This is a genomic window from Candidatus Poribacteria bacterium, from assembly GCA_016866785.1.
In the GTDB taxonomy this organism is placed as follows: domain Bacteria; phylum Poribacteria; class WGA-4E.
On sequence record VGLH01000040.1, the window covers coordinates 11,093 to 32,325 of the forward strand.

General features: G+C 65.7%; 19 protein-coding genes. 2 read left to right on the forward strand and 17 right to left on the reverse strand.

Translation table 11 applies throughout. The features are described 5' to 3' along the window. Window positions 1-5: 5 nt before the first annotated feature. The 6 genes from FJZ36_07670 to FJZ36_07695 form a co-directional block, all read right to left on the reverse strand. A complete protein-coding gene (locus tag FJZ36_07670; protein ID MBM3214775.1) occupies window positions 6-464 on the reverse strand; it encodes a hypothetical protein in 459 nt (152 codons plus the stop codon). Beyond that, on the reverse strand, window positions 454-1,215 hold the full coding sequence (gene lspA, locus FJZ36_07675) for a signal peptidase II (protein ID MBM3214776.1): 762 nt from the start codon (window positions 1,213-1,215) through the stop codon (window positions 454-456). The genes FJZ36_07670 and lspA overlap by 11 nt, the downstream gene beginning before the upstream one ends. Next, on the reverse strand, window positions 987-3,572 hold the full coding sequence (locus tag FJZ36_07680; GenBank protein ID MBM3214777.1) for a class I tRNA ligase family protein: 2,586 nt from the start codon (window positions 3,570-3,572) through the stop codon (window positions 987-989). The genes lspA and FJZ36_07680 overlap by 229 nt, the downstream gene beginning before the upstream one ends. A gap of 11 nt (window positions 3,573-3,583) precedes the next feature. Continuing rightward, window positions 3,584-4,096, reverse strand: coding sequence for a DivIVA domain-containing protein (locus tag FJZ36_07685; protein ID MBM3214778.1), 513 nt, complete (start codon window positions 4,094-4,096; stop codon window positions 3,584-3,586). Further along, window positions 4,093-4,905, reverse strand: coding sequence for a pyrroline-5-carboxylate reductase (proC, locus tag FJZ36_07690; protein ID MBM3214779.1), 813 nt, complete (start codon window positions 4,903-4,905; stop codon window positions 4,093-4,095). The genes FJZ36_07685 and proC overlap by 4 nt, the downstream gene beginning before the upstream one ends. Window positions 4,906-4,981: 76 nt before the next feature. Continuing rightward, window positions 4,982-5,659, reverse strand: coding sequence for an SCO family protein (locus FJZ36_07695; GenBank protein MBM3214780.1), 678 nt, complete (start codon window positions 5,657-5,659; stop codon window positions 4,982-4,984). Between the two features lie 153 nt (window positions 5,660-5,812). Here FJZ36_07695 and FJZ36_07700 point away from each other — a divergent pair, with 153 nt between their 5' ends. Both FJZ36_07700 and FJZ36_07705 read left to right on the forward strand, forming a co-directional pair. Beyond that, the gene (locus tag FJZ36_07700; GenBank protein MBM3214781.1) at window positions 5,813-6,424 is read left to right on the forward strand and encodes a phosphoribosylglycinamide formyltransferase; all 612 of its coding nucleotides are present in this window, start codon (window positions 5,813-5,815) and stop codon (window positions 6,422-6,424) included. A gap of 80 nt (window positions 6,425-6,504) precedes the next feature. Beyond that, the gene (locus FJZ36_07705) at window positions 6,505-7,095 is read left to right on the forward strand and encodes a Rieske 2Fe-2S domain-containing protein (protein ID MBM3214782.1); all 591 of its coding nucleotides are present in this window, start codon (window positions 6,505-6,507) and stop codon (window positions 7,093-7,095) included. Here FJZ36_07705 and FJZ36_07710 read toward each other — a convergent pair. The 11 genes from FJZ36_07710 to FJZ36_07760 form a co-directional block, all read right to left on the reverse strand. Beyond that, entirely contained in the window at window positions 7,068-8,522 is a 1,455-nt protein-coding gene (locus FJZ36_07710) for a hypothetical protein (GenBank protein ID MBM3214783.1), read from the reverse strand. The two genes, FJZ36_07705 and FJZ36_07710, sit on opposite strands and share 28 nt — an antisense overlap. Next, the gene (locus tag FJZ36_07715) at window positions 8,482-9,111 is read right to left on the reverse strand and encodes a hypothetical protein (protein MBM3214784.1); all 630 of its coding nucleotides are present in this window, start codon (window positions 9,109-9,111) and stop codon (window positions 8,482-8,484) included. The genes FJZ36_07710 and FJZ36_07715 overlap by 41 nt, the downstream gene beginning before the upstream one ends. Continuing rightward, window positions 9,108-11,114 (reverse strand): NAD-dependent DNA ligase LigA, encoded by a 2,007-nt coding sequence (gene ligA, locus FJZ36_07720; protein MBM3214785.1) that lies wholly within the window; start codon window positions 11,112-11,114, stop codon window positions 9,108-9,110. The genes FJZ36_07715 and ligA overlap by 4 nt, the downstream gene beginning before the upstream one ends. A 36-nt stretch (window positions 11,115-11,150) precedes the next feature. Next, window positions 11,151-14,837 carry a hypothetical protein gene (locus tag FJZ36_07725; GenBank protein MBM3214786.1) on the reverse strand — a complete coding sequence of 1,229 codons (3,687 nt, stop codon included), beginning with the start codon at window positions 14,835-14,837 and terminating at the stop codon, window positions 11,151-11,153. An 86-nt stretch (window positions 14,838-14,923) separates the two neighbouring features. Then, window positions 14,924-17,041: an ATP-binding protein gene (locus FJZ36_07730; protein MBM3214787.1), complete on the reverse strand. Its 2,118-nt coding sequence runs from the start codon at window positions 17,039-17,041 to the stop codon at window positions 14,924-14,926. A gap of 26 nt (window positions 17,042-17,067) precedes the next feature. Continuing rightward, on the reverse strand, window positions 17,068-18,378 hold the full coding sequence (locus tag FJZ36_07735) for a hypothetical protein (GenBank protein ID MBM3214788.1): 1,311 nt from the start codon (window positions 18,376-18,378) through the stop codon (window positions 17,068-17,070). 3 nt (window positions 18,379-18,381) lie between these two features. Next, window positions 18,382-18,714, reverse strand: a complete 333-nt coding sequence (gene trxA, locus FJZ36_07740) for a thioredoxin (GenBank protein ID MBM3214789.1) — start codon at window positions 18,712-18,714, stop codon at window positions 18,382-18,384. A gap of 163 nt (window positions 18,715-18,877) precedes the next feature. Further along, the gene (locus tag FJZ36_07745) at window positions 18,878-19,603 is read right to left on the reverse strand and encodes an amino acid ABC transporter ATP-binding protein (GenBank protein ID MBM3214790.1); all 726 of its coding nucleotides are present in this window, start codon (window positions 19,601-19,603) and stop codon (window positions 18,878-18,880) included. After that, window positions 19,578-20,276 (reverse strand): amino acid ABC transporter permease, encoded by a 699-nt coding sequence (locus FJZ36_07750; GenBank protein ID MBM3214791.1) that lies wholly within the window; start codon window positions 20,274-20,276, stop codon window positions 19,578-19,580. The genes FJZ36_07745 and FJZ36_07750 overlap by 26 nt, the downstream gene beginning before the upstream one ends. Next, on the reverse strand, window positions 20,242-21,015 hold the full coding sequence (locus tag FJZ36_07755) for a basic amino acid ABC transporter substrate-binding protein (GenBank protein MBM3214792.1): 774 nt from the start codon (window positions 21,013-21,015) through the stop codon (window positions 20,242-20,244). The genes FJZ36_07750 and FJZ36_07755 overlap by 35 nt, the downstream gene beginning before the upstream one ends. After that, window positions 21,015-21,233 (reverse strand): hypothetical protein (locus FJZ36_07760; protein MBM3214793.1); only part of this gene is annotated, 219 nt, incomplete at its 5' end. The genes FJZ36_07755 and FJZ36_07760, both read right to left, overlap by 1 nt.

Here is a 21,233-nt window from a genome sequence, read left to right on the forward strand (position 1 = left end):
ACCCCTCAGAATCGGACGCTGAACGCTGCCAACGGGGCGCCGAACGGCGCTCTGCGGGATACCGGCGCGAGCGAGGGAGTTGTCGGCAGTTCGGGAAGCAACGGCTCGTTACGGTCCTTGCCTCGCAGCCGGAGCCAGTCGTACGCCGCAATCGCGATGGCGAAACCCGCCGCGCCGACGCCGACCCAGTTCCAGTCGTCGCCTTCGACGCCGGCGGCGAGGCTGCCAGCTTGCGCGACTCGGACTGAACGGACGACGACGTAGCTATGGACCGCCGTGAAGGGCAGAGCGACGAGCGTCACGATCTCGAAGCGCCGAAGCGTCGACTCGCCGCGGATCGCCGTGGCGGATTCCTCGGCGTCATCCGCCCCTGTGGGCTCGGCAGCCGTCTGACACAGCGCTGATGATCCGAGCGTCAGGAAGGCGAGCATCGCTACCAGCGCACGAGCAATCTCACGCCGCATCGTCTGCTCCCTGGCTCTGAACGTCCGGCTGACGCCTCATCAGCATGAGCAACACGAGCAAGCCTGCACCCACGCAAATCAGCGTGTCCGCGATGTTGAAGTAGGGCCACTGGTACGACCCCAGATCGACGTCGATGAAGTCCACGACGTAGCGCAACCGGATACGATCGACGAAGTTCCCGACCGCTCCCGCCGCGATCAGCGACAATGCGACGCGCACCGGCAGGTGCTCTCGGTGCTGCCAGTAGTACCAAGCGATGAAGCCCAGTGCGATGGTGGAGATGAGCAGGAGCGCGATGCTGACCGTCTCGCCCGCCCACATGCCGAATGCGCCGCCCGTGTTCTGCGTGTACGTCAGATGGATCAGACCGCCCAAGACGGGGATCGGTTTCCGCATCGATCCGCGGGCGAAGTAGTCTGAGATGCTGAGCTTCGTCCACTGATCGAGCCCGACTAGCAGAGCCGCCAAGACCGCAAGCAACGCGTGCGATTTCCACTGGCTTTTCGCGTTGACGGGTTCGGTCACGCCGAGTCCTCCACGGGGTCGGGAACTTCGGAGAGCCGGACGGTTCCCGTCGATACCGGGTCGGCGTCCGGTTCCACCAGGCGTACCTCGACGCCTGCCAGCGCTGCCATGTCTTCGACGAGAGCGGCGAACAGAGGTCTCCGGTCCTCGCGGTCGAGCACGAGCGACACGGGATCGCCATTGCCGCCTGCGACGTCGCGCGCCTTCCGCGCGACCGCGAGCCATTCCGCGAACGTGCCGTCGGGGCGATCCCGCCGTGTGACTCGGAGCACCGGCGGGCCCTCGTCGAAGGCGACGGAACTGTCGGACAGAAAGATGCTGTCAGCGTTTGCCCACACGGTGTGCCAGACGTGCTCGGCGGCGGCGGGCACCATGGGCGTAGCCAGTTTCGCGAACTGCGTGGCGCAGTCACGGAGCAGCGATTCCGCCAGACCGCGTCGTTCCCCCGATGCCGCCCCTCTCGCCTCGACGATCCGAGCATAGTCTCGCAGATCGTCTCCAAGCCGTCGCACACGCTTCCAGGCATCGAGGAACCGGTAGTTGCGGTAGCTGGTGGCGATCCGCCAGGCGGCTGTGCGGAAGTGCTCGTAGAACATCCCGTCGCACACGGGGAGCGCGGACGTCCACCGCGTTACGAGCTTCGCGTCGCGAGACACCCATGCCGCGTAGAGCATCGCGTCGAGGACATCCGCGTGCGCGGCGCGAGCGTGTGCCACGGGATCGTCCGAGTCCTCCTCCGGGTCGCGGATGACCAGCAGGCGGAACAGGTCCGACCCGCCTTTGGCGTCGTCGAGTAGGGTCATCAGATGGCTGTCGTCGGACACGGCGGGGTCGAGCCACGGGCTCTGCAGATGGAGGAACTGCATCGGCAGGACCTCCTTCGTCGCGAAGAGGGAGAGCAGCATCGGCACGACCCAGTTGAGCGCATCCTCGTCGGGCTCCAAGAAGATATCTCCGACGGCGGAGCTCTCGCGTCGTCCCTCCATGTTGAGGAGAGACGCGAGCACGGTCACCATCCGGGGGTCGAGGATGCTGGTGTCTTTGCGGAAATCCCGCTCGCCGCAGTGCGCACAGGAGACGTCATTCGCCAGAATCGCATCGGCTTTCATGCGGAACCAGGCATCGGTGCCCTTGTGGCTGATGAGGTCGCGGACGGCTTTGACGCCCTTATCGACATCCAACTGGCTCCCGCACTTGCGGCAGTAGAACGCCGGAACCGGGAGTCCCCACACGCGTTGGCGCGAGACGCCGAACTTGTGCTTCGCCTCGATCTTGGCAGCGATCGTGCCGGTTCCGTGCTCCGGGAACGCCTCGAGCGAGCGCATGTCGCGAACGACGCGCTCGGCGAGATTGTGGCGACGCGTATCGAAGAGCCATTGGTCGGCAGGACGGAAGATGGCGGGCATCTCGCACGTCCAGCAGTGAGGGTACTGGTTCTCGACGGTATCCATCTGTTCCAGGAACCCGATGTTGTCGAGCTGCAGGGCGATGTGCTCGGATGCCTCGAAGACGCTCAAGCCGCAGAACCGCTCGGCGTCCTCGGTAAGCCTTCCCTCGTCGTCGATGATCGAGACGATCCGGTAGTTGTGTTCCAGCCGAACGACGTAGTCGTCCTGGTTGTGACCGGGAATGGCGAGAAAGAGCCCGGCTCCCCTCTTTGGACCGTTCTGGACATCGCTGATGACGACGGGCAGCTCGGCGTTGACGAGCGGATGGCTGCAGGTGCACTGCAGCAGTTGCGTGGCGTCGATGGGTCGGATCGTCGCGCAGGGCTTGTCGGCGAGGATGCGGTTCGCGGTGCTCCGCTCGACGATGAGCGCCCCGGTCTCGTGCGCGACTGCGACGTAGTCGCCTTCCTTGGGAAGCGCGATGGCGATACCCGCCGGGAGCGCCCACAACTCGACGACCCAGACCATCAGGCTGACGTTGGTGCCGAGGTCCTCCAGCCCCTTCCGAACCGGGAACCGAACGTACGCCGCCGTGGATTTCCTCGGCTTCGGGCGAAGCTCGTCCTCAGTGAGGATGGTCTGGCACTGGACACACCAGTAGCTCGGCTTTGCCTCCTTCGAGAGGTAGCCTCGCTCCATCAGCAGACCGAAGCCGTCCAGGAGTCGAGCCTCATAGCGTGACTCGAACTGGGAGCGCACGCCTCGCCAGTCCGCAAACACGCCGAGGCGCTGCAAGAGCGCCTTTTCGGACGCCATGCGTCGGGCGACACGAGCCTTGCACTGTCGGCGAACCTTGACGGCGTCGGTCGTATTGCCCGCCCGGTGTTCGGTTTGAACCACGTCGCTCTCGACGGATGGGTCGAACAGGTTCCAGCTAGGCAGGTAGGAGACGTTGAACCCCATCAACGCAGCGGCTTTGAAGTAGATGTCCTTGGCGATGCGGTGCGCGAGGTCGCGAGGGGTCGATTCCTCAATCGGCGGTCGGGGCACGTCGTGGATGACCTGCTTCTGCCGACCCTTGTTCCGCTGCCGAAGCCGTCCGAGGAGGTCTTCCTCGTCCCACCGACGCAGGATGTCGGTATCGCAGAAGCCCTCGAGAACGGAGGAATGGAAATCATCGTAGCTGTCGTGCATCGCGTGGTCTCTCAGACGTTCGTGGTCTTGACGACCCGCGTCGTGGGTTCTTCGTTCCGATCCGATGGATCGGCAGCCGATTCGTCCTCGCTCGCGGCGCGTCTGCCGAACTCGACGACGCGCGCCAGGTGCTCCCGCAGCAACGTCTCGTACTCCGCGGTCAGTCGCGGCACCGGCGACGGCTCGGATGGCTGCAGCCTGGAGGCAGTTCGCAGCCTTTCGGCTTCCGAACGCGCCGCGTTGACGATGGCGCGCGCCTGCTCCTCGGCGTCCGACACGATGGCGCGCGCTTCGTAGCGCGCTCGCTGTATCTCGGTTCCCGCGTCGCGAGTGCGCTCCGGTTCGGTGCTGGCGACCGTGCCGATGACGCCGTCTCGACGCCGCAGCCGTTCGTTCTCCTCGAGGAGCGCCGCAACGCCCTCTGCGATCTGGTCGAGGAACGACCCCACATCATCCGGGTCGAGCCCGTTGATCGCCTTGCGTCGGAACTCCCGTTGGAGGATGTCGAGCGGCGTGAGCTTCATCCCGCGACCTTCCCGAGCTCCCGCGAGCGCTCCGTCGCGGCAGTCACCGCCTCGGCGAGCGCAGCCCGCAGGCCGAGTCGCTCCAAGGCGGCGAGTCCGGCGGCGGTGGTTCCACCAGGGGACGTCACCATCGTCTTGAGCTGCGCGGGGTGCGCATCGCCCGATAGCAGCATCTTCGCCGCCCCCAGAAGCGTCTGCGCGGCGAGAACCCGCGCCTGGGCGAACGTCAGTCCGTTCTGCACGCCGGCGTCTGCGAGCGCTTCGATGACAAGAAATGCAAAGGCGGGCCCGCTCCCGCTGAGTCCGGTCACCACATCCATTAACGACTCAGACAGCCGCGCCGTGACGCCTACCGCCTCGAAGAGCCGCTCCGCTTGGACCAAGTGCTCCTCGGTCGCCGACGCGCCGGGGCATATGGCAGTGGCGGCTTCCGAGACCGATGCGGCGATGTTCGGCATCACGCGCACGACCGGCGTCTCTGCCGGGAGGTAGCCCTCCAACGACCGAGTCCGAACGCCTGCCGCGATGGAGAGAAGCCATTGACCGGGTCGGACGTGGCGCGCCACCTGGGGCAGAACTTCGGCGACGTTCTGGGGCTTCGCGGAGAATACGATCCAGTCGGACTGCGCGACCAGGTCCTCGAGGCTCGCAGCAACGCGGACGCCATGCTCTTGGCGGGCGGCTGCTGTTTGCGACGCGAGCGCATCGAAGACGAGCACGCTGTCTGATTCGAGCACACCGGCGCTCAGCCCGCCCTTGAGGATGGACATGCCCATATTGCCGACGCCGATGAACCCTACCATTGCCATCCAGACGCCTCCCCGGTGAGACCGTCGCGATGCTGGTTCAGCTTACCATATGCGACCCGATGTGCGGAAACCGACGTCAGCCCTTGTTCGGAATGAGGCTGCGAAGCAGCTCTACGGCGGCTTTGGGGTCCCAATCAGCGCCGCGCAGATCGCTGACGTACTTGCCTTCCGCATCCAGCACGACGCTGAAAGTTCGGTGCGCGTACTCGCCGTCTTCCGCCTTGTACCACATGTTGTAGGAATCGGTGAGATCGAAGACGTTCTGCTTGTCGCCCGTCCAGAGGGAGAGATTCGTCAGATCGACGCCGTATTGCACGCCGTATCGTCTCAGCACCTCGGGCGTGTCGTACTCCGGGTCGAAGGACAGGAGTACCAGTGCGGTCGCCTGCTTCTCGGCGGCGGAGAGCTGGTTCTGCACGTTGACGAACTGCTTGGTCGTCAGTGGACACATGGTCGGCATCGGGCAGCGTGTGTAGATGAACGACATGAGAACCGGCTTGCCCTTGAGATCGCTGAGGTGGACGGTCTCGCCGTCCTGGTTCGTGAAAGGCAGGTTCGGCACGTTCGGGTTCGCGCGGATCATAGCGGGAGCGTTCGGGTCTGCCGTTGCCTGTGGACTTGCGTCGTATCCGCCCGTATGCTTGTTGTGAGCATCTCCGCGTTGGCATCCGGTCGACGTCAGGATGAGCGCCGCAAGGGCTGCCACGGGAATCAGAGATCGCACGGCGACGCGTGCCTTCGTCCGGGGATCCATCTGCTCTGCCTCCACGGTTGGGTTCGGGCGAATGATAGCACGCCGAGGGCGCGCTCTGGCGAGGCGGGCAAGGCTCGTCAGGCGGTGAGAGGATAGGGAGAGCCAGACCGAGCGACGGCGGAACCCTCAGGAACCGTAACGAGGAGACTCGTAATGCGGATTGCCGTGTTGGCGTCGGGGAACGGCTCGAACCTCCAAGCCCTGATCGACCGACTCCATCTGGATGCCGACGCGCCGGTCGAGATCGCTGTTGTCGTCAGCGACCGGAAGGCGTGCTACGCGCTGGAACGCGCGCGGGCAGCCGGGATACCGACGGCGACCGTCCGGGTTCAGGATCACGTGAATCGCGATGCCTTCGACGCTGCCGTGGAGGCGGTGTTACGGGAGCACGGTGTCGAGCTCATCGTCCTCGCGGGGTTCATGCGGGTGTTCCAGCCGTCGCTCGTGCGGCGGTACCGGCATCGGATCGTGAACATCCATCCTGCCCTGCTGCCGTCGTTTCCGGGAACCCACGGCATCCGGGACGCGTTCGAGTACGGCGTCCGCGTCACCGGCGTCACGGTTCACTTCGTTGATGAGGGTGTCGATACGGGACCCATCATTGGGCAAGTCGCCGTGTCCATCGAATCGGACGACACGGAGGACACGCTGGCAGAGCGCATCCACGCGGCGGAGCACCAACTCCTCCCGGAAGTGGTCCGGGCGCTCGCCGAGGGGCGTGTATGCGTAGACGGCAGACGCGTACGCATCGCGCCGCCGACTTGAGATATCCTAGAGGCGTGCGCCGTCGTCCGACGCCTGCGCGTGCTGCGAACCGGTGAGTACGACTGAGGAGGCATGACCGGATGTTGACACCGCAACCTGACTGTCTTTCCAGCTCGTCGACGCGTCGAGCGTTTTTGCGCACCAGCCTGCTGGCGGCGTCGGCGGTGGCATGGGCTGGATGCGGCGGCGATGAGGAAATCGTCCTCGCCGACGATGACGGCATGGACGAACATATGGACGACGGCTCGTCGATGGGCGACCACACCGGCGACGACGGTACTGGAGCCGGGAACGACCCGGGCGGCGACCCGGGCGGCGAGAAGGAACCACCAGTTGACGAGAAGCCTGCCGGAGTCGAGGTGAAGCTGACTGCCAAGACGAAGGCGGTCGGCGGACAACAGAAGGTCGATGACGCGGCGACGCTCAAGGCGCTGGGGTCAGGCGAGGCGCTTCTGCTCGTTCGGGCGGATGCCGATACGATCTCGGCGAACACGATCGTGTGTACTCACCAGAAGTGCGAAGTCGCCTACAACGCGGGGTCGAAACTCCTCGAATGCCCATGTCACGGCTCTCGGTTCGAGCTCGACGGCTCAGTGAACCGAGGTCCTGCGGGGAAGCCGCTCAAGCACTTCAAGGCGACGATTCACGGCGACTCCGTGTTCCTGGAGTAGCGTAGTCGGTAAACGTCGATGGACCGATCCGAGGCTCGCGCATAGCCAGCCCGATGGACGGAGTGGTCCGCGTTGGAACCCAGCCACGCGCGGAATGCGCCGGATGGATCAAGGCTCTCCAAGGCGCGGACTTCGGTCACGATGAACGCGGACCGACCTGGCGGCGGGGACGGCAGTCCGTCAGGCTTGCGGATGGCTTCGAGCGTCAGCTTCTGCCACGCGACGCGGGCATCGCGCGCATAGTAGCCCGCGACCTCCGGCAGGTCGGACAGGACGAGGTCGCCGGGCTCCATCAGAGGCAGCGCCTCTCGCATCGCGCCTCGCCAGTCTGGGCGTCCGCCTGCCTCCGCCGTGTAGTAGAGCGCGTCGCCAGCCAACAGCGCAGCGACGACCGCCGCCGGTGCGAGCCAGCGGACGAGCCCGGTTCCCTTCACCGATGACGCCCGCGCGCACGCCGATCCCGCCAGCAGGCAGACGAACGGCATCGCGAAGAACGCGTAGTAGCCTGTGACGTTCTGCGCCAACGATGCCGCGACGAAGAACCCCACTGGAAAGATGACACCGCAGACGACGAGTGCGCGCGCGCGATGCCTGGGTTCGCCGGGCAGAAGCGCGCCAGCGAGCGCGCACACCGCGACCGGCAATGTCACGCCATGCAGGAACGTCATCAGGACGTAGGCGGGGCTCCGAGCCCACAGGTTGTGCCCCCAGCCGCTGAACAGGAACGTGCGCGCCTGAGGCAGGACGAGCACGCCCAGTCCGAACAGAACAAGGGGCGCGAGGAACACGGCGGCATACCGCAGCGCCGTGCGATCTTCCGCAGAACGACGCGAGCGATACGTCAGATAGCCTGTGTATGCCGCGAGACCGAATCCCAGCGCCACGGCGAGCGTGTGCGACAGGACCGTCGCCACGAACGACGCCCACGCCACGATGAGCCAACGGAGCCGGCTCGTCTCGATCAGCCGATGGAGGGCAACCACCGCGAGCACGGCGAAGAACGCGGTGAAGACGTAGTGGCGGGCGTTCTGCGACCAGAAAAGATGCCACGGAGACAGCGCGACGAACAACGCGGCGAAGCGTCCCGTCCCGTTGCCGAGAAGACGATTTCCTGCCCATTGAACCAGCGGCACGGTCGCCGTCCCGACGATGGCAGGGGCGAGCCTCGCCGACCATTCGTGCTCGCCGAAGAGACGCAGGCATGCTGCGACAGCAGCATAGGGCAGCGGGTTGATCGTCAGCGATCCGGGGAAACTCGCGGCGTCTCTGAGCGTGAAGATCTCGTCCGCCCAGAAGCTCCAAGTCCCCAAGCCGATGGCGCGCAGCAGACCGGCGATGGCGACGAACCCGCTTGCCCACAGGAGTTCCGCCCGGCGGTGGGGGTCGTTAGTCAAGCGGCTCTCCGCGCGTGACGAGCGAGGACACATGCCGGATCGCTCGTTCGAGCAGTCGAACGTTCTCGGGGTGGTTCAGCCACAGGCTCGCGCCCGAGCAGTGCGGCAGCGGAACGATCCAGGCGTCGGAGTGCGCGTCGCCCGTGAGCGCCGCGTAGCCTGGGCAGTCCTCGGCGCGATACGCGTTCCCGACGCAGTCGCTCAGCCGGTTCTGCGACAGCAAGGCGCGGATCGCGAGCCCTCCGACCGGCAGCACGATCCTCGGTCGAACCAGGCGCAGTTCGGACACGAGGAACGGGCGACAAGCCGCCAGCTCTGACTTCGCTGGAGCCCGATCGCCTTTCCCCGCCGAGCCGCGCCCAGGATAGCACTTGGTCAGCGCGGAGAAGTAGACGTCCTCATCGCCTAATCCGGCATCCCGGAGCCAAGCCCTCAGGCGCCTGCCACCGGGGCCCGTGAACGGTCGGCGGCTCTCCTCGTCCGTCCGGCTGGGAGCCTGTCCGATGACCATCGCGCGGGCATCCCCAAGTTCATCGATCACAGGACGGTTCCCGCCCTCCGGGAAGCATTGCGAGCAACCCAGGATCCGCGCTCGGAGCGGCTTCCAGGCTCCGGCGATCATGCGTCGCCGCGCAGGAGGAGCGAGAACGCCTCCAGGTCCAGGATCGCCACGCCCAACGATTGTGCCTTTTCGAGCTTCGATCCGGCGTTCGCCCCGACGACGACGAAATCCGTCTTCTTGCTGACAGAGCTGGTGACTCTCCCTCCGGCGGCGCGGATCGCCTGCTCTGCCTCCTGGCGTGTCATGCCCTCCAGCTCGCCGGTGAGGACGAACGTCTTGCCGGACAGGTGATCCGAGGTCTGTTCGGCAGCCTCGCGAACTATCGAAACCCCGCTCGCCGCGAGGCGCTCGAGCAGGCGTCGGTTCTCGGACTGCGCGAAGTAGCGCGCGACGCTCTCGGCGACGACGGGCCCAATGCCGTGAATCGTGGCGATCTCCTCGGCAGATGCGCCGGCGAGGGAGAGAAGGGAGCCGAAATGGGCGACGAGCAGTCCCGCGACGTGCTCCCCGATGAGCGGGATGCCCAGCCCGAAGAGAACGCGAGCCGGGTCGCGCTCTTTGCTGCGACCGATCGACGCGATGAGGTTCGCCGCCGACCGCTCGCCCATGCGTTCCAGGGCTTCGAGCTGCGACGCCTGTAGTCCGTAGAGATCAGCGACGCCCGTGGCGAGCTCCGCGTTGACCAACTGCTCGACGATGGCGGGCCCCAGCCCTTCGATGTCCATGGCGTCGCGCGATGCGAAGTGCTCGATCCGTCGCTTCGTCTGGGCGGGACAGAGGGCGTTGACGCACCGCGTCGCCACCTCGTCCGGAAGGCGAACCGACTCCGAATCGCACGCCGGGCAGCGAGTCGGCAGGCGAAACGGCACGGCATCGGCTGGTCGCCGCTCCACGACGACTCCCAAGACGTGGGGGATAACCCCTCCGGCGCGCTCGAGAGTCACCGTGTCGCCGATACGGATGTCGAGGCGTTCCAGCTCGTCGGCGTTGTGGAGGGTCGCGTGCGAGATCGTGACGCCTCCGAGCTCGACCGGTTCCAGGACGGCGCGGGGCGTCAGAACGCCCGTGCGCCCGACCTGCACCTGAATATCTCGTACGACGGTCATCCCCTGCGCAGCCGGGAACTTGTAGGACACCGCCCAACGCGGGCTCTTGCTCGTGAAGCCGAGCTCGCGCCGCTGAGCGAGCGAGTTCACTTTGACCACGACGCCGTCCGTATCGTAGTCGAGCGACGATGCGTCGCGAGTCCACCGTTCGCAGTAGTCGGCGACTTCGTCGATGCTCGCGCAGACTCGGGCTTCGAGATTCGTGCGGAACCCCAGATCACGCAGCATCGCGAGCACGTCCCAGTGGGTCTCGCCGACATCCGTCTCCTGTTCGACGATGGCGTAGGCGAACATGTCGAGCGGTCGCGACGCCGTGATGGATGCGTCCTGGAGTCGAACGGAACCGGCGGCGGCGTTCCGCGTGTTGGCAAACGAAGTCTCTCCGTCCGCCTCGCGGACGGCGTTCACCTCGGCGAGTCGCGAGATGGGAATGTACGCCTCGCCGCGCACTTCGAGCCGTGGCACGTCCTGGAACAGCCGCAGGGGAACGCTGCGGATCGTGCGAAGGTTCGCCGAGACGTCCTCGCCGGCTTCGCCGTCGCCGCGAGTGGCTCCTCGGACGAGGACGCCATTCTCGTAGAGCAATGAGATGGCGAGCCCGTCGATCTTGAGCTCGCAGACGTACTCGATGGGCTGATCGGGCAACAGTCGGCGGACACGAGCGTCGAACTCGCGCAACTCGTCCATGTCGTACGTGTTGTCGAGCGAGAGCATCGGCACGGCGTGTCTGACCGTGGCGAACGAACTCGCCGGAACGCCCCCGACGCGCTGCGTCGGCGAATCGGGCGCCGCAAGGGCGGGGTATTCGAGCTCCAGGGCTTGGAGGCGCTTCATCAGCGCGTCGAACTCGAAGTCGGAAATCTCCGGCGCGGCGTCGACGTAGTAGAGACGCTCGTGCCGGCGCAACTCGGTTCGAAGCCGCGCGACTTCCTCGCGTGCGGCGGAAAGCGTTGGCATGGTCACCTCGACTGAGCTTGGGCGCGGCATTTGCGACTAGGCGCGGTTCTTGACGGCGAGCTCGTTGAGCGCCTCCAACTCGCGCTTGAGGAGCTCGAGCGCCTTCGCGGCGTCCATCAGCTTCCCCTCGCCGGTCATCTTCAGATACTGCTGAAGGGCTTGGTTCGCGGATGCCGCAATGTCCGCGAGCGAGCGTACGGGCTTGGGCTTTGCCTCGGATCGCTGGAGCGCAAGCGCCAGTTCGACCGGGATACCGGGCTGCACATCGACGGGAGTGTCGGACGTGCGGAAGCCCTCCCGCGCGATCCGGAGCGTATACTTCCCAGGCGGGATGTTCTCGACTCGGAACTTCCCGGTCGCATCGCTGATGCCCGGGTTCGCCAGCGTCGCCCCGTCCGCCGCGACCAGAGTCACCACCGCGTTCTGCACGGGGCTCTTTCCGGCGTCTACGATGCTCCCCGATGCGATGCCGAACTGCCCGACGCGGAATACCTTGCGGAGGGATGCTTCAAACGTTGCGTCCACGGCGAGCTTGTCGTCGGCGATCACAACGACGAACTTGAGCTCGGGCATGCTCTGACCAGCCTCCGCCGTCGCTCGCAGATAGACCGGCTCCGTGTAGAACAATGCGTCCTCGCCGCTGACCGTCCGGACCGGCAGCAGCAGCAGGTTCCCACGGATCACCTCGGAACCGGCTGCGCCCAACAGCGTGAACTGCCCCGACAACTCCGTGTCCTGGTCGATGCGGTTCTCGATTTGCTCGGGCCCGTCCACTTCTTCGGAGCGTGAGAGCGCGTAAGCCCGTACTTCGCCATAGTGTTCTCGATCCGAGCGCGCGACAATCCATGCGGTCAGCCGCTTCGTGGTCGCAGGCGGCGCAAACGGCAGCACGCTGACGAACTCAGGTTTCGACATGCCGGGGAGGGTGAGAACCGTGTAGTAGGGCATCATCGGCTGCAGACCGTTGCTGTGGAAGAGCTCTCGCGGCAGTTTCCACGCGTCGCCGCCCGTGATGAAGATGACCGGGTCTTGGACGTGATACAGCGCGTAGACGGACGACTGAACCCATGTCAAATAGTCCGGGAACCGCAGATGCGTGCGCACCTCCTCCGGCATGTCGTCCATCGGCGTGAACACCTGCGGGAACAGGTGCATGTACATCTGGATCATCGGATCGTTGACGTCGGTGGCGTAGATGTAGACGCTGCCGTGGTACGCGTCGATCACGGCGACGGCCGAGTTGCGGATGTAGTTGAACCGCTTGAGGTCCGGCTCCGTGTGGTAATCGCCGCCGAGATCGTTGACGGGCTTGCCGGTCGTGTCGAGCGCTCGGAACGGCTGGGAATAGGGATACCGCGTGCTCACCGTATACGCGTCGATGACCCACCACAGCCTACCGGAATCCTTGCCGATAACGAGGAACGGATCGGGGTCGAACTCCAGGAAGGGCGCGATGCGCTGGACGCGCTCTTCCACCTGCCGATGGTAGAGCACCCTCGATTCGGGCGTCAGGGCGGACGACAGCGCGACGCGAAGCGGCTCGTTGAGACGACTGGCGAAAGCGAGACGTCGAAGCCCGCCCCCTATTCGGACTCCGCCGATGCCGTCGTACTGCGTCGTCGCGAAGTCCGCCTCGATGGGATAGTCGTATTCCAGCTCCGCCGTGTTGACGATGGAGTAGTCCTTCGTCAGCTCGCCGTAGTAGATGCGGGGCTGCTTGATGGTGACCGACTCGAAGCCGGTGTCGCCGGGAGTCTTGGGAGGGATGCCCTTCAGCCAGAAACGGGGCACGCCGGGGTCTTCGACTTCATTGACCGGCGAGACGACGACGCCGTATCCGTGCGTGTACTTGAGCCGTTTGCTGAACCACTCGCGCCCTGCGAGCCACGTCGGGTTCAGTTCACGCGCGGCGACCACGACCTGGCGCATTTCGCCGTTCACCTCGTACCGGTCAACGTCGGGATCGCGGTGGAACTCGTAATAGCGTTGCAGCGTGTGGCTCTGCTGCAGCCGCTCCCACATGACGCGGCGGTCCCATAGCTGGACGTTCTTGAGCACCTCGGGGTGCGCGACGATGTCCTGATACTGCGCCAGCTTGCGGATGACCCCGCTCTGAGCGATGGACTCGAGGTTGAACGCCTGGCGCGTCAGTGAGATGTGGTTCTGTAGGAACACGCGCTCCATGCGCAGCGGGTTGGGACGCACGCGCAGCACGTATTGGATCGCGGGATACCCCCAGATGATCGCAAGATAGGCTCCCACCCAAGCGATGCCCACCGACGCCCAGATGCGCCGCTGCCGAAGGAAGATGTTGACGATCAGCACGCACATCAGCACGATCACGACGAGCGTGTAGACCGGATAGGCTTCGATCTGCTTCAGGTCTACATAGCTGACCCCAACGGGAACACGCCCGCTCTTGATCGGTGACGGTCGGGCATAGAGAAGCCCTTCCGCAACGACGCGAGAGCGCCAGATGCCGACCGCCATCTGGATGATCCACAACACCGTGCCGTGAACGGTCGCACCGACGACCGCCGCCGTCATCGAGTGGGCGTCCCGGTGGTAGTAGAACCGATACTGGTAGGCGATGAACGCGAACGCCAGCCAGACCATCACCTTCACCCACAGGCTGGTCCACCAGACCGCGGAATACTGGAACAGGAAGTAACCGACGTTCTTGTGGAAGATGGGGTCCGCGAAACCGTCGCGCAGGTACTTGGAGTTCAGCAACTGCTCCGACAGCCCATCGACGGCGATACCGAGGTCCGCCCGCTCGACGGAAGCGCGGAACACCTGCATCTTTCGGTAGTTCTCGCCGGTGCGTCGCTGCCGCTGGGCTTCTGCGTCGAGCACGTCAGGGGTCTCTTCGACGGGCTCCAAGACGGTGGGACCTCTGAGGGCGAGGTAGACATCATACGCGGTCGGTTCGCCCTGGTGGTTGAGCGCAGTCGGTCCCAGGAACCCCTGAATCACGTAGTGCTCGCGAGTGATCCGGTGTCCGGCGGCGGGGCTCTCCGCGCCGAGGACGCGCACGTCCGGCAGCGCCTCGATCTTGGGAGTGAGCGATTGTGTCACGGCTTGGGCGAACCGCTCGAGATCCGCCTGGAATCGTCCGTTCCGATCCGCTGGGAGGTAGGCATGCTCAGGCTGACCGCCGTGAGGGAGCTCCAGCCTCACAATGGCGGGAACGCGACCGTGCCCGCGCTCGAACGCCCCATAGCTCGCGAAGTCTTCCCACAGCCGCATCGGCACAAACGCGATGATGCCGCTCAAGAGGAACGCGGCGACCGCCAACATGCGGTGGACGAAGCGCGTGTGGAGCGAGACCCAGCTCGCGAACTCCTTCGGGAGCGGACAGACCATTCGCGCCACGACCACATTGGCGAGCAGGAACACGCCGCCGCAGAGGGCGAACTTGCCGAACACACTCCAATGGAACCCGATGATGCGCCAGAACGCCGTTTCATAGCGCGAAGGCGCGCCGGTGCTGGTCACGAACTGCCGGAACCACAGGCTTTCCGTCCAGAGGTAGGCGGCGGTTGGGAAGGCGACGATGAACAGAGGGATCCATGACGAGAGGATCGTGAACCATCCCTGGACCACGAGACGCCGTTCGCGCTGTCGCATCCCACGACGGACGCGCCAGAGCCCGACGCCCAATGCGAGGAGGAGCAGGAAGGCGTCGATGGCGAGGAGAAGCGTCGCGATGACACCGGTCATGCGGCAAGAGCTCAGGCAGGATGCCCGCGTCTATCGCAGGCGACGAGCGCAGTCTAACGCATCGAGCCGAACAGGGCAACGACGAGTCAGACGCCTGTCGGCGACATCAGGTGTGACAACTCGCGGAGCCGAGCGTCGATGCGCTCCTTGGCGACGCGCGATCCATCCAAGATGGACGCCGCGAGTGGCGGAAGGATCACGTCTGGAAGTTGCGTCCTGGCGGTGGAGAACCTCGCCGCTTGCAGCGATCTCCACTCCGTCTCCATCGGTGTCGATTCTGATGCGAAGTCGTTGAGCGTCGCCAGCAGGTCGTCTCGGACGACTTGCGATCTGCCGGAGACCGAGGCGCGTCGCGAGGCGCGGACGACGATGGTCGCGAGGTCCTCGCCGGTGAGACGTTCGGCTGCGGGCTGGCGCATCAGCTCCTCGAACGGGATGTCGCCGCTGAACGGCACGTGCGTATGCAGCAACACCTTGCGGAGGATGTCCGCGCGTTCCTGGGGTGTCGGCAGCAGATAGACGAGCGTATCCATCAGCGGCACGGCGACGAGGCTCGGTTCGACCAGCTCGGGCGCGGAGGATGCGCCGACCCACAGGATTTGGCAGCGCGTGTCGGGGCGCGACATCCAGTCGAGGAGCATGCCGGTCGCGCGTGAGGTCGGAGCGCGTCCCAAAGCCGTGCTGCCCCGGCGGAACGTCTCGTCGACACGGTCGATGAAGACGACCGAGGGTCCGATCGAGCGCGCGTAGTTCAGCGCCAACATCAGGTCATTCGCGTACGCGTCCTCTGCCGCGAGTCCTAGCTCTGCGGGTCGAATGCCCAGTTCGTGCGGCATTCGGAGTCGGAGCACCGGCACGATCGTGCTGCGTGCCAGCGCGTGAAGCGTCATGCTCTTGCCGGTTCCCGGCGGTCCGAACAGCCAGACGCCGTTGGGCACGGCAACGCGGTCGCTTGCGAGCAGACGCGTGATGACCTCCTGAAAGTAGCGACCCACGTGCGTCAGCCCGCCGACGTGCTCCAGAGGCGTATCCGGCGGCACAAGTTCGAGCAGCCCGCGTGAGAAGTCGAGCACCTCGCGCGCTTTGCGTTCGTGCAGGTCCTCCCACCTCACCGCCGTGGAATGGATCGTGCTGGGCAGGATCGCGTCGTAAATGCTGCTGAGCGTCAGCCCGGCGGTTTGCTGGGCGGCGTCGCGCTGGTTGAAGCCTTCCGAGTAGCGCAGCCGGTCGGGGTACTGCGTCCTCTGCCGGAAGGGGGGCCAGTCCTTGACCGGCTCCTCGCCTTCCTTGGGTTCTGGGGGCGGCTGCCAGTGCTCCGTGAAGAGCCCCAGATGTCTCAGAAACGCGCGCCGCTCTTGAAGCTCCGGCAGAGGCACTTCCAGCACGACCAGCTCGCGGCTGTCGAGGATCTCCGGGGCGACATCCGCCAGGTTCTGCGTCGTCATCACCAACAGATTACGGCGAGCGCGGATCACCTTGTCGTAAGACCAGCGGGCGAGCGTCTCGGTGAGTAGGATCGACTCGGTGTTCCCGATCGGCTCGTTGCGACGGGAGCGATGGCGGTTGGGAGCCATCATCTCGACGCGCTCGATCAGGATGGCGACCCGTCGCCCGTACGGGTTCCCGTGAAGCAGCCCGTCGAACCGGTTGATGACGTCTCCGAGCGCCATGTTCCGGTCGACGCCGGAGCGCGCGGCACGGATTCCTGAGTTGAGGTGCTTCCATTGGTAGCGGGGCTGAGTCGCGAGGATCGCTTGGAAGGTCGGGTCGTCGCGCATCCGCGCGAAGGGCTTCTCATCAGCGCTATCGTCCTGCGCGCACTTGCCGAACTCGACGTCGAGCAGCGACAACGCCGCCAGCGCTCCGAGCGCTGCCCGGTCGTTCCCCGCCACGGAGGAGCTCTGGGCGAACTTGTAGAGCGTCGCGTTGAGACCGAACCGCCACTGGTAGTCGGCGCGCTCGCCGCCGCGCACGCGGAGATCGGGCGGGAACACGGCTCCCAAGGATCGGTCGTACGCCATGAGGAGCCAATTGACCGACTCGTCGCCAAGCTGTCCGACATTCCACAGCAGGTAGTCGGAGAACGGAATGTATCCGAAGACGTTGTGCGCGACGATGTCGCGGGTGTTCAGGTGAAGCAGGAAATGGTGCGCCACCTCCGCCTCGTAGAGCTCGCGGATTCGGTTCCAGACAAATGAGACCACGACGGCATCGCTCCACGCAGGTTGGGTCAGCGCCGCTCGGTCGTCGCGGGGAGTACATGGGCTCGCAGCGCTTCGAGCGTCCGGTCGCTCGCTCCGAGATTGACCACGATGAACTGTCTCCCGGCTGTGCCGATACGGTGACACCGTTCCGCGTCTTGGGCAAGCCGGATGAGGGCTTCGGCGAGATCGTCGCTGCCGGTGACCGCGATGCTGCCGCCGCACGCTCGCAGCCCCGCCGCCTCCGAGGAGTTGTCGGTCAGCGGTCCGACGAGGACCGGCTTCGAGAACGCCGCAGGCTCCATGACGTTGTGAACGCGCCGATGGAAGCTGCCCCCGACGAAGGCGGCGTCCGAAGCGGCGTAGAGCCGGGCGAGCAGACCAACTCGATCGACGATCAGCGCGTCAGCCCGGCGCGCGTCCGCCCTCGCATCGACGGCGGACAGGCATACGGATCGCAGGTCTGCACGGTTCAGCGCTTTCTGCGTCATCGCGACGTGGCTCGGCGTGGGTTCGTGCGGCACGACGATGAGGCGAGAGCTCGGAATCTGCTTTCGCAGGGCGACGAATGCGGGGATCACGACCTGTTCGTCGGCTGCGTAGGTGCTGCCGGCGATTAGTGTGAAGCCGTTCCAACCTTCGAGCGCCGTGGGCAGCGGCTCGGATTCGGATCGGCGCGCGCGCGCCTCGACTTGGTCGAACCGCGTGTCGCCGGTCACGACGATGTTCGCGCCCTTCCCCGCCAGCACGCGAAGCCGGTGGGCGTCCTCCTGAGTCACGGCACAGAGCAGCGCCAGATGGGGATAGACGTGCTGCATGAGCCCTCGGACCGGCTGAATCAGACGCGTCGATTTGGCGTGCATCGTCCCGGCGATCAGGGCAACCGGAATCCCTCGGCGGGATGCCTCCCACACGCAGTTGGGCCACACGTCGAACTTGCTGAACACGACCGCGCTCGGCCGGACGAGGTCCAACAGCGCGTTCACCTCTCGGCGGGAGTCGAACGGCAGGTAGCAGGACCCGTCGGCGTGCGGATAGCGCCCAATCGCCTGATACACCGACGGCGAGAAGCAGGTCACGACGATGCGATGGTCGGGGTGCAGGGCGGCGATGACCGGCTTGGCTTGCTCGAACTCGCCGACCGACGTCGTGTGGAACCAGAGCGTGCGGTCGGCGGAGCGGGCTTCGGCGAGCTTGCGTGCGAGCTCCGAGCGCCACGTTCGCTGACCTGACAGGACTTCGCGCGCCTTGCTATCGAACACGGCGGCAGCGCGCATGGCGACCTTCGCCACGGGACTCCCGACGGCGTCGTAAAGGGATCGCCAAGTGGACTCGCGCATGGGTTAGGGGGTATGGCGCTCCAAGTGGCGCTTGATGTCGGACTTGGGCTGCATGCCGATGATCTGACCCGCGACCGCGCCATCCTTGAAGATGAGAAGCGTCGGGATGTTCTGCACGCCGAACCTGCCCGCAAGCCCCTGGTTCTCATCGACATTCAGCTTGCGGAACCGAAGCTTGCCTTGGTACTCCTGAGCCAGCTCGCCGATGACCGGCGCAATCGCGCGACACGGGGCGCACCATTCCGCCCAGAAGTCGACGACGACGGGCTCCGACGCATGGAGCACTTCTCGGTCAAAGTTCGTCGCGTTCAGATCGCCCAACTCACCCAATGGCATATCGCACACCTCGCATGGACCTGACGAATCCCGCGCACGCGTCGGGCTCCCATCGGGAACGCCGCGCGGGAGTTTAGAGCCGCCTTCTCGGTACGTCAATCGGAAATCGCTCTGCACAACTGAACGGCGGAAACACACGCCGCGTGACGGGCAACCGACCCGATCACCAGAGAACGCTATGCAGGAACGCCTTCGCCCGTGGGCTCTCCGGCGACCGCAGCACCTGCGCCGGGGGTCCGTCCTCGACGACGGTTCCGTGGTCCATGAAGAGCACGCGGCTGGCGACCTCCTCTGCGAAGCGCATCTCGTGGGTGACGATGAGCATCGTCATCCCTTCGTCTGCGAGGGCGCGCATGACCTGGAGCACTTCGTGGACCAGCTCGGGATCGAGGGCTGACGTCACCTCGTCGAACAGCATGACGCGCGGAGACATCGCCAGGGCGCGCGCGATGGCGATTCGCTGCTGCTGTCCGCCCGAGAGCTGCGCCGGAAGCGCGTCGCGCTTGTCGGCGAGCCCGACTTTTTCGAGCAAGGCATCGGCGAGGTCGGAGGCATTCTGTCGCGGCAGCCGCAGAACCCGGTGGGGAGCCAGCGCGATGTTGGCGTGTGCGGTCATGTGCGGGAACAGATGGAACTGCTGAAAGACCATGCCCGTGTCGGCGCGAGGTCTGACCGGCGAGCCGTCCGTCGGCTGGGCAGCCGTGCTGTCGATACGGATCGTCCCGGCGCTCGGCGTTTCGATGCCGTTCAGGCATCGTAGGAACGTCGATTTGCCGGAACCGCTGGGCCCGATGATGGCGACCTTTTCGCCGACGTGGACGTCGAGCGAGATGCCACCGAGGACTTCGTGAGCTCCGAACGACTTACGCAAGTCTCGGACGGCGATGATGGGCACCGAACTGCCTCCGCTCCAGCGACCTCGACAGAACCGAAAGACCCAGGGTCAGCACCAGATAGATGGCGGCGACGGACCCCCAGACGCCGAACGTGTCGTAGGTTCGCGCGACCTCCAGCCGCGCCCGCTGCGTAATCTCAGGGATGGCGATGACCGTCGCCAGCGAAGTGTCTTTGAGCAGTGCGACCGATTCGTTGACCAGCGCGGGCAGCGTGTTCCGAATCGCTTGGGGCAGGATGACGAAGCGCATCGACTGCCACGGCGTCAGTCCGAGCGCTCTGGCGGCTTCTGTCTGACCAGCGGGAACCGACTCGACGCCAGCCCGGAACACTTCCGCGATGTACGCCCCGTAGCAGATGCCGAACGCGCTCACCGCCGCCCAGAACTCGGAGATGCGGAACCGCAGTCCGACGATGCTCTGGACGCCGAAATAGACGAATAGGAGGAGCACGAGGAGCGGGATGCCTCGGACGAGCTCGACGTAGCCGACTGCCGCCCAGCGCAGCGGCGCGATGCGCGATCTGCGGAGAAGCACAAGGATCAGCCCGAGGGCGATACCCATCGCCAGCGAGCACGTGAGCAACTGGAGGGTCGTACCGAGCCCGCCCAGAAGGTAGCGGAGCCTATCCACGCTATGGGCCCTGAATCCACTTGCGGTCGAGCGCAGCCAGCGTGCCGTCGGCGCGGGCGGTCGCCAGCGCGGCGTTCAGTCGCGCGGCGAGCTCCTCACGGTCCTTGCGCAAGGCGATGCCGTAGCGCTCCTCCGTCAACGGCGCTCCCACGAGCTTCACCGACCCGCGCGCGGCGGCGATGGCGCGCGATGTCAGCTCGTCGTTGATCACGGCATCGACGGTTCCGTTCTCAAGGGCGAGGAACGCGAGGTCGATCGTGTCGTATTCGCTCAGCGTGGCGCCCGCGACGTCGCGCGCCTTGAGGGCTCCCGTCGTCCCGCGCTGGACGCCGATGCGCCGGCCGGTCAGGTCCGCGAACCCGTGGATGCTCATGTCCTCCGAGCGGACGGCAACGACCTGCCCGGCGTCATAGTAGGGGTCGCTGAACAGCACGCGCTCAGCACGCTCGGGAGTGATCGTCATGGCGGAGATCGCCGCGTCGTACTTTCCCGATTCCAAGCCCGCGATGATCCCGTCGAACGGCTGGTTGATGAACTCGACGGACAGCGAGGCGCGTTCGGCGAGCGCCCGCATCAGGTCGATGTCGAACCCGACGAGCTCGCGGGATTCGTCGTAATACTCGAACGGGCGATAGCTCGCGTCCGTCGCGACACGGATCGTTTCGGCTCGCCGGTCCGACCGGGAACAGGCTCCCAAGAGCAGGATGACGGCGGCGAGGATCGGCGTAAGTCGAGTCAACACGACTCCTTTCGATGTCTGCGCGGGAGGCGGCATCAGGCGACGCGGGCGTTCTCAGCTTCGAGAACCAGCACCCAGTCCTGGAACCGAGGCGGGCTCGGCGGACGCCAGTTTCCCTGATCATCCGGTTCCGCCGCGCCGGCGTCGTACTCGCCGCCCTCTTTGGGATCGAAGTAGTAGGCGCGATAGGCGACCCCGGCTTCAAGCCCCTGAACGCGCTGCACCCGCACGAACGAGGGCACGAACAACATCCG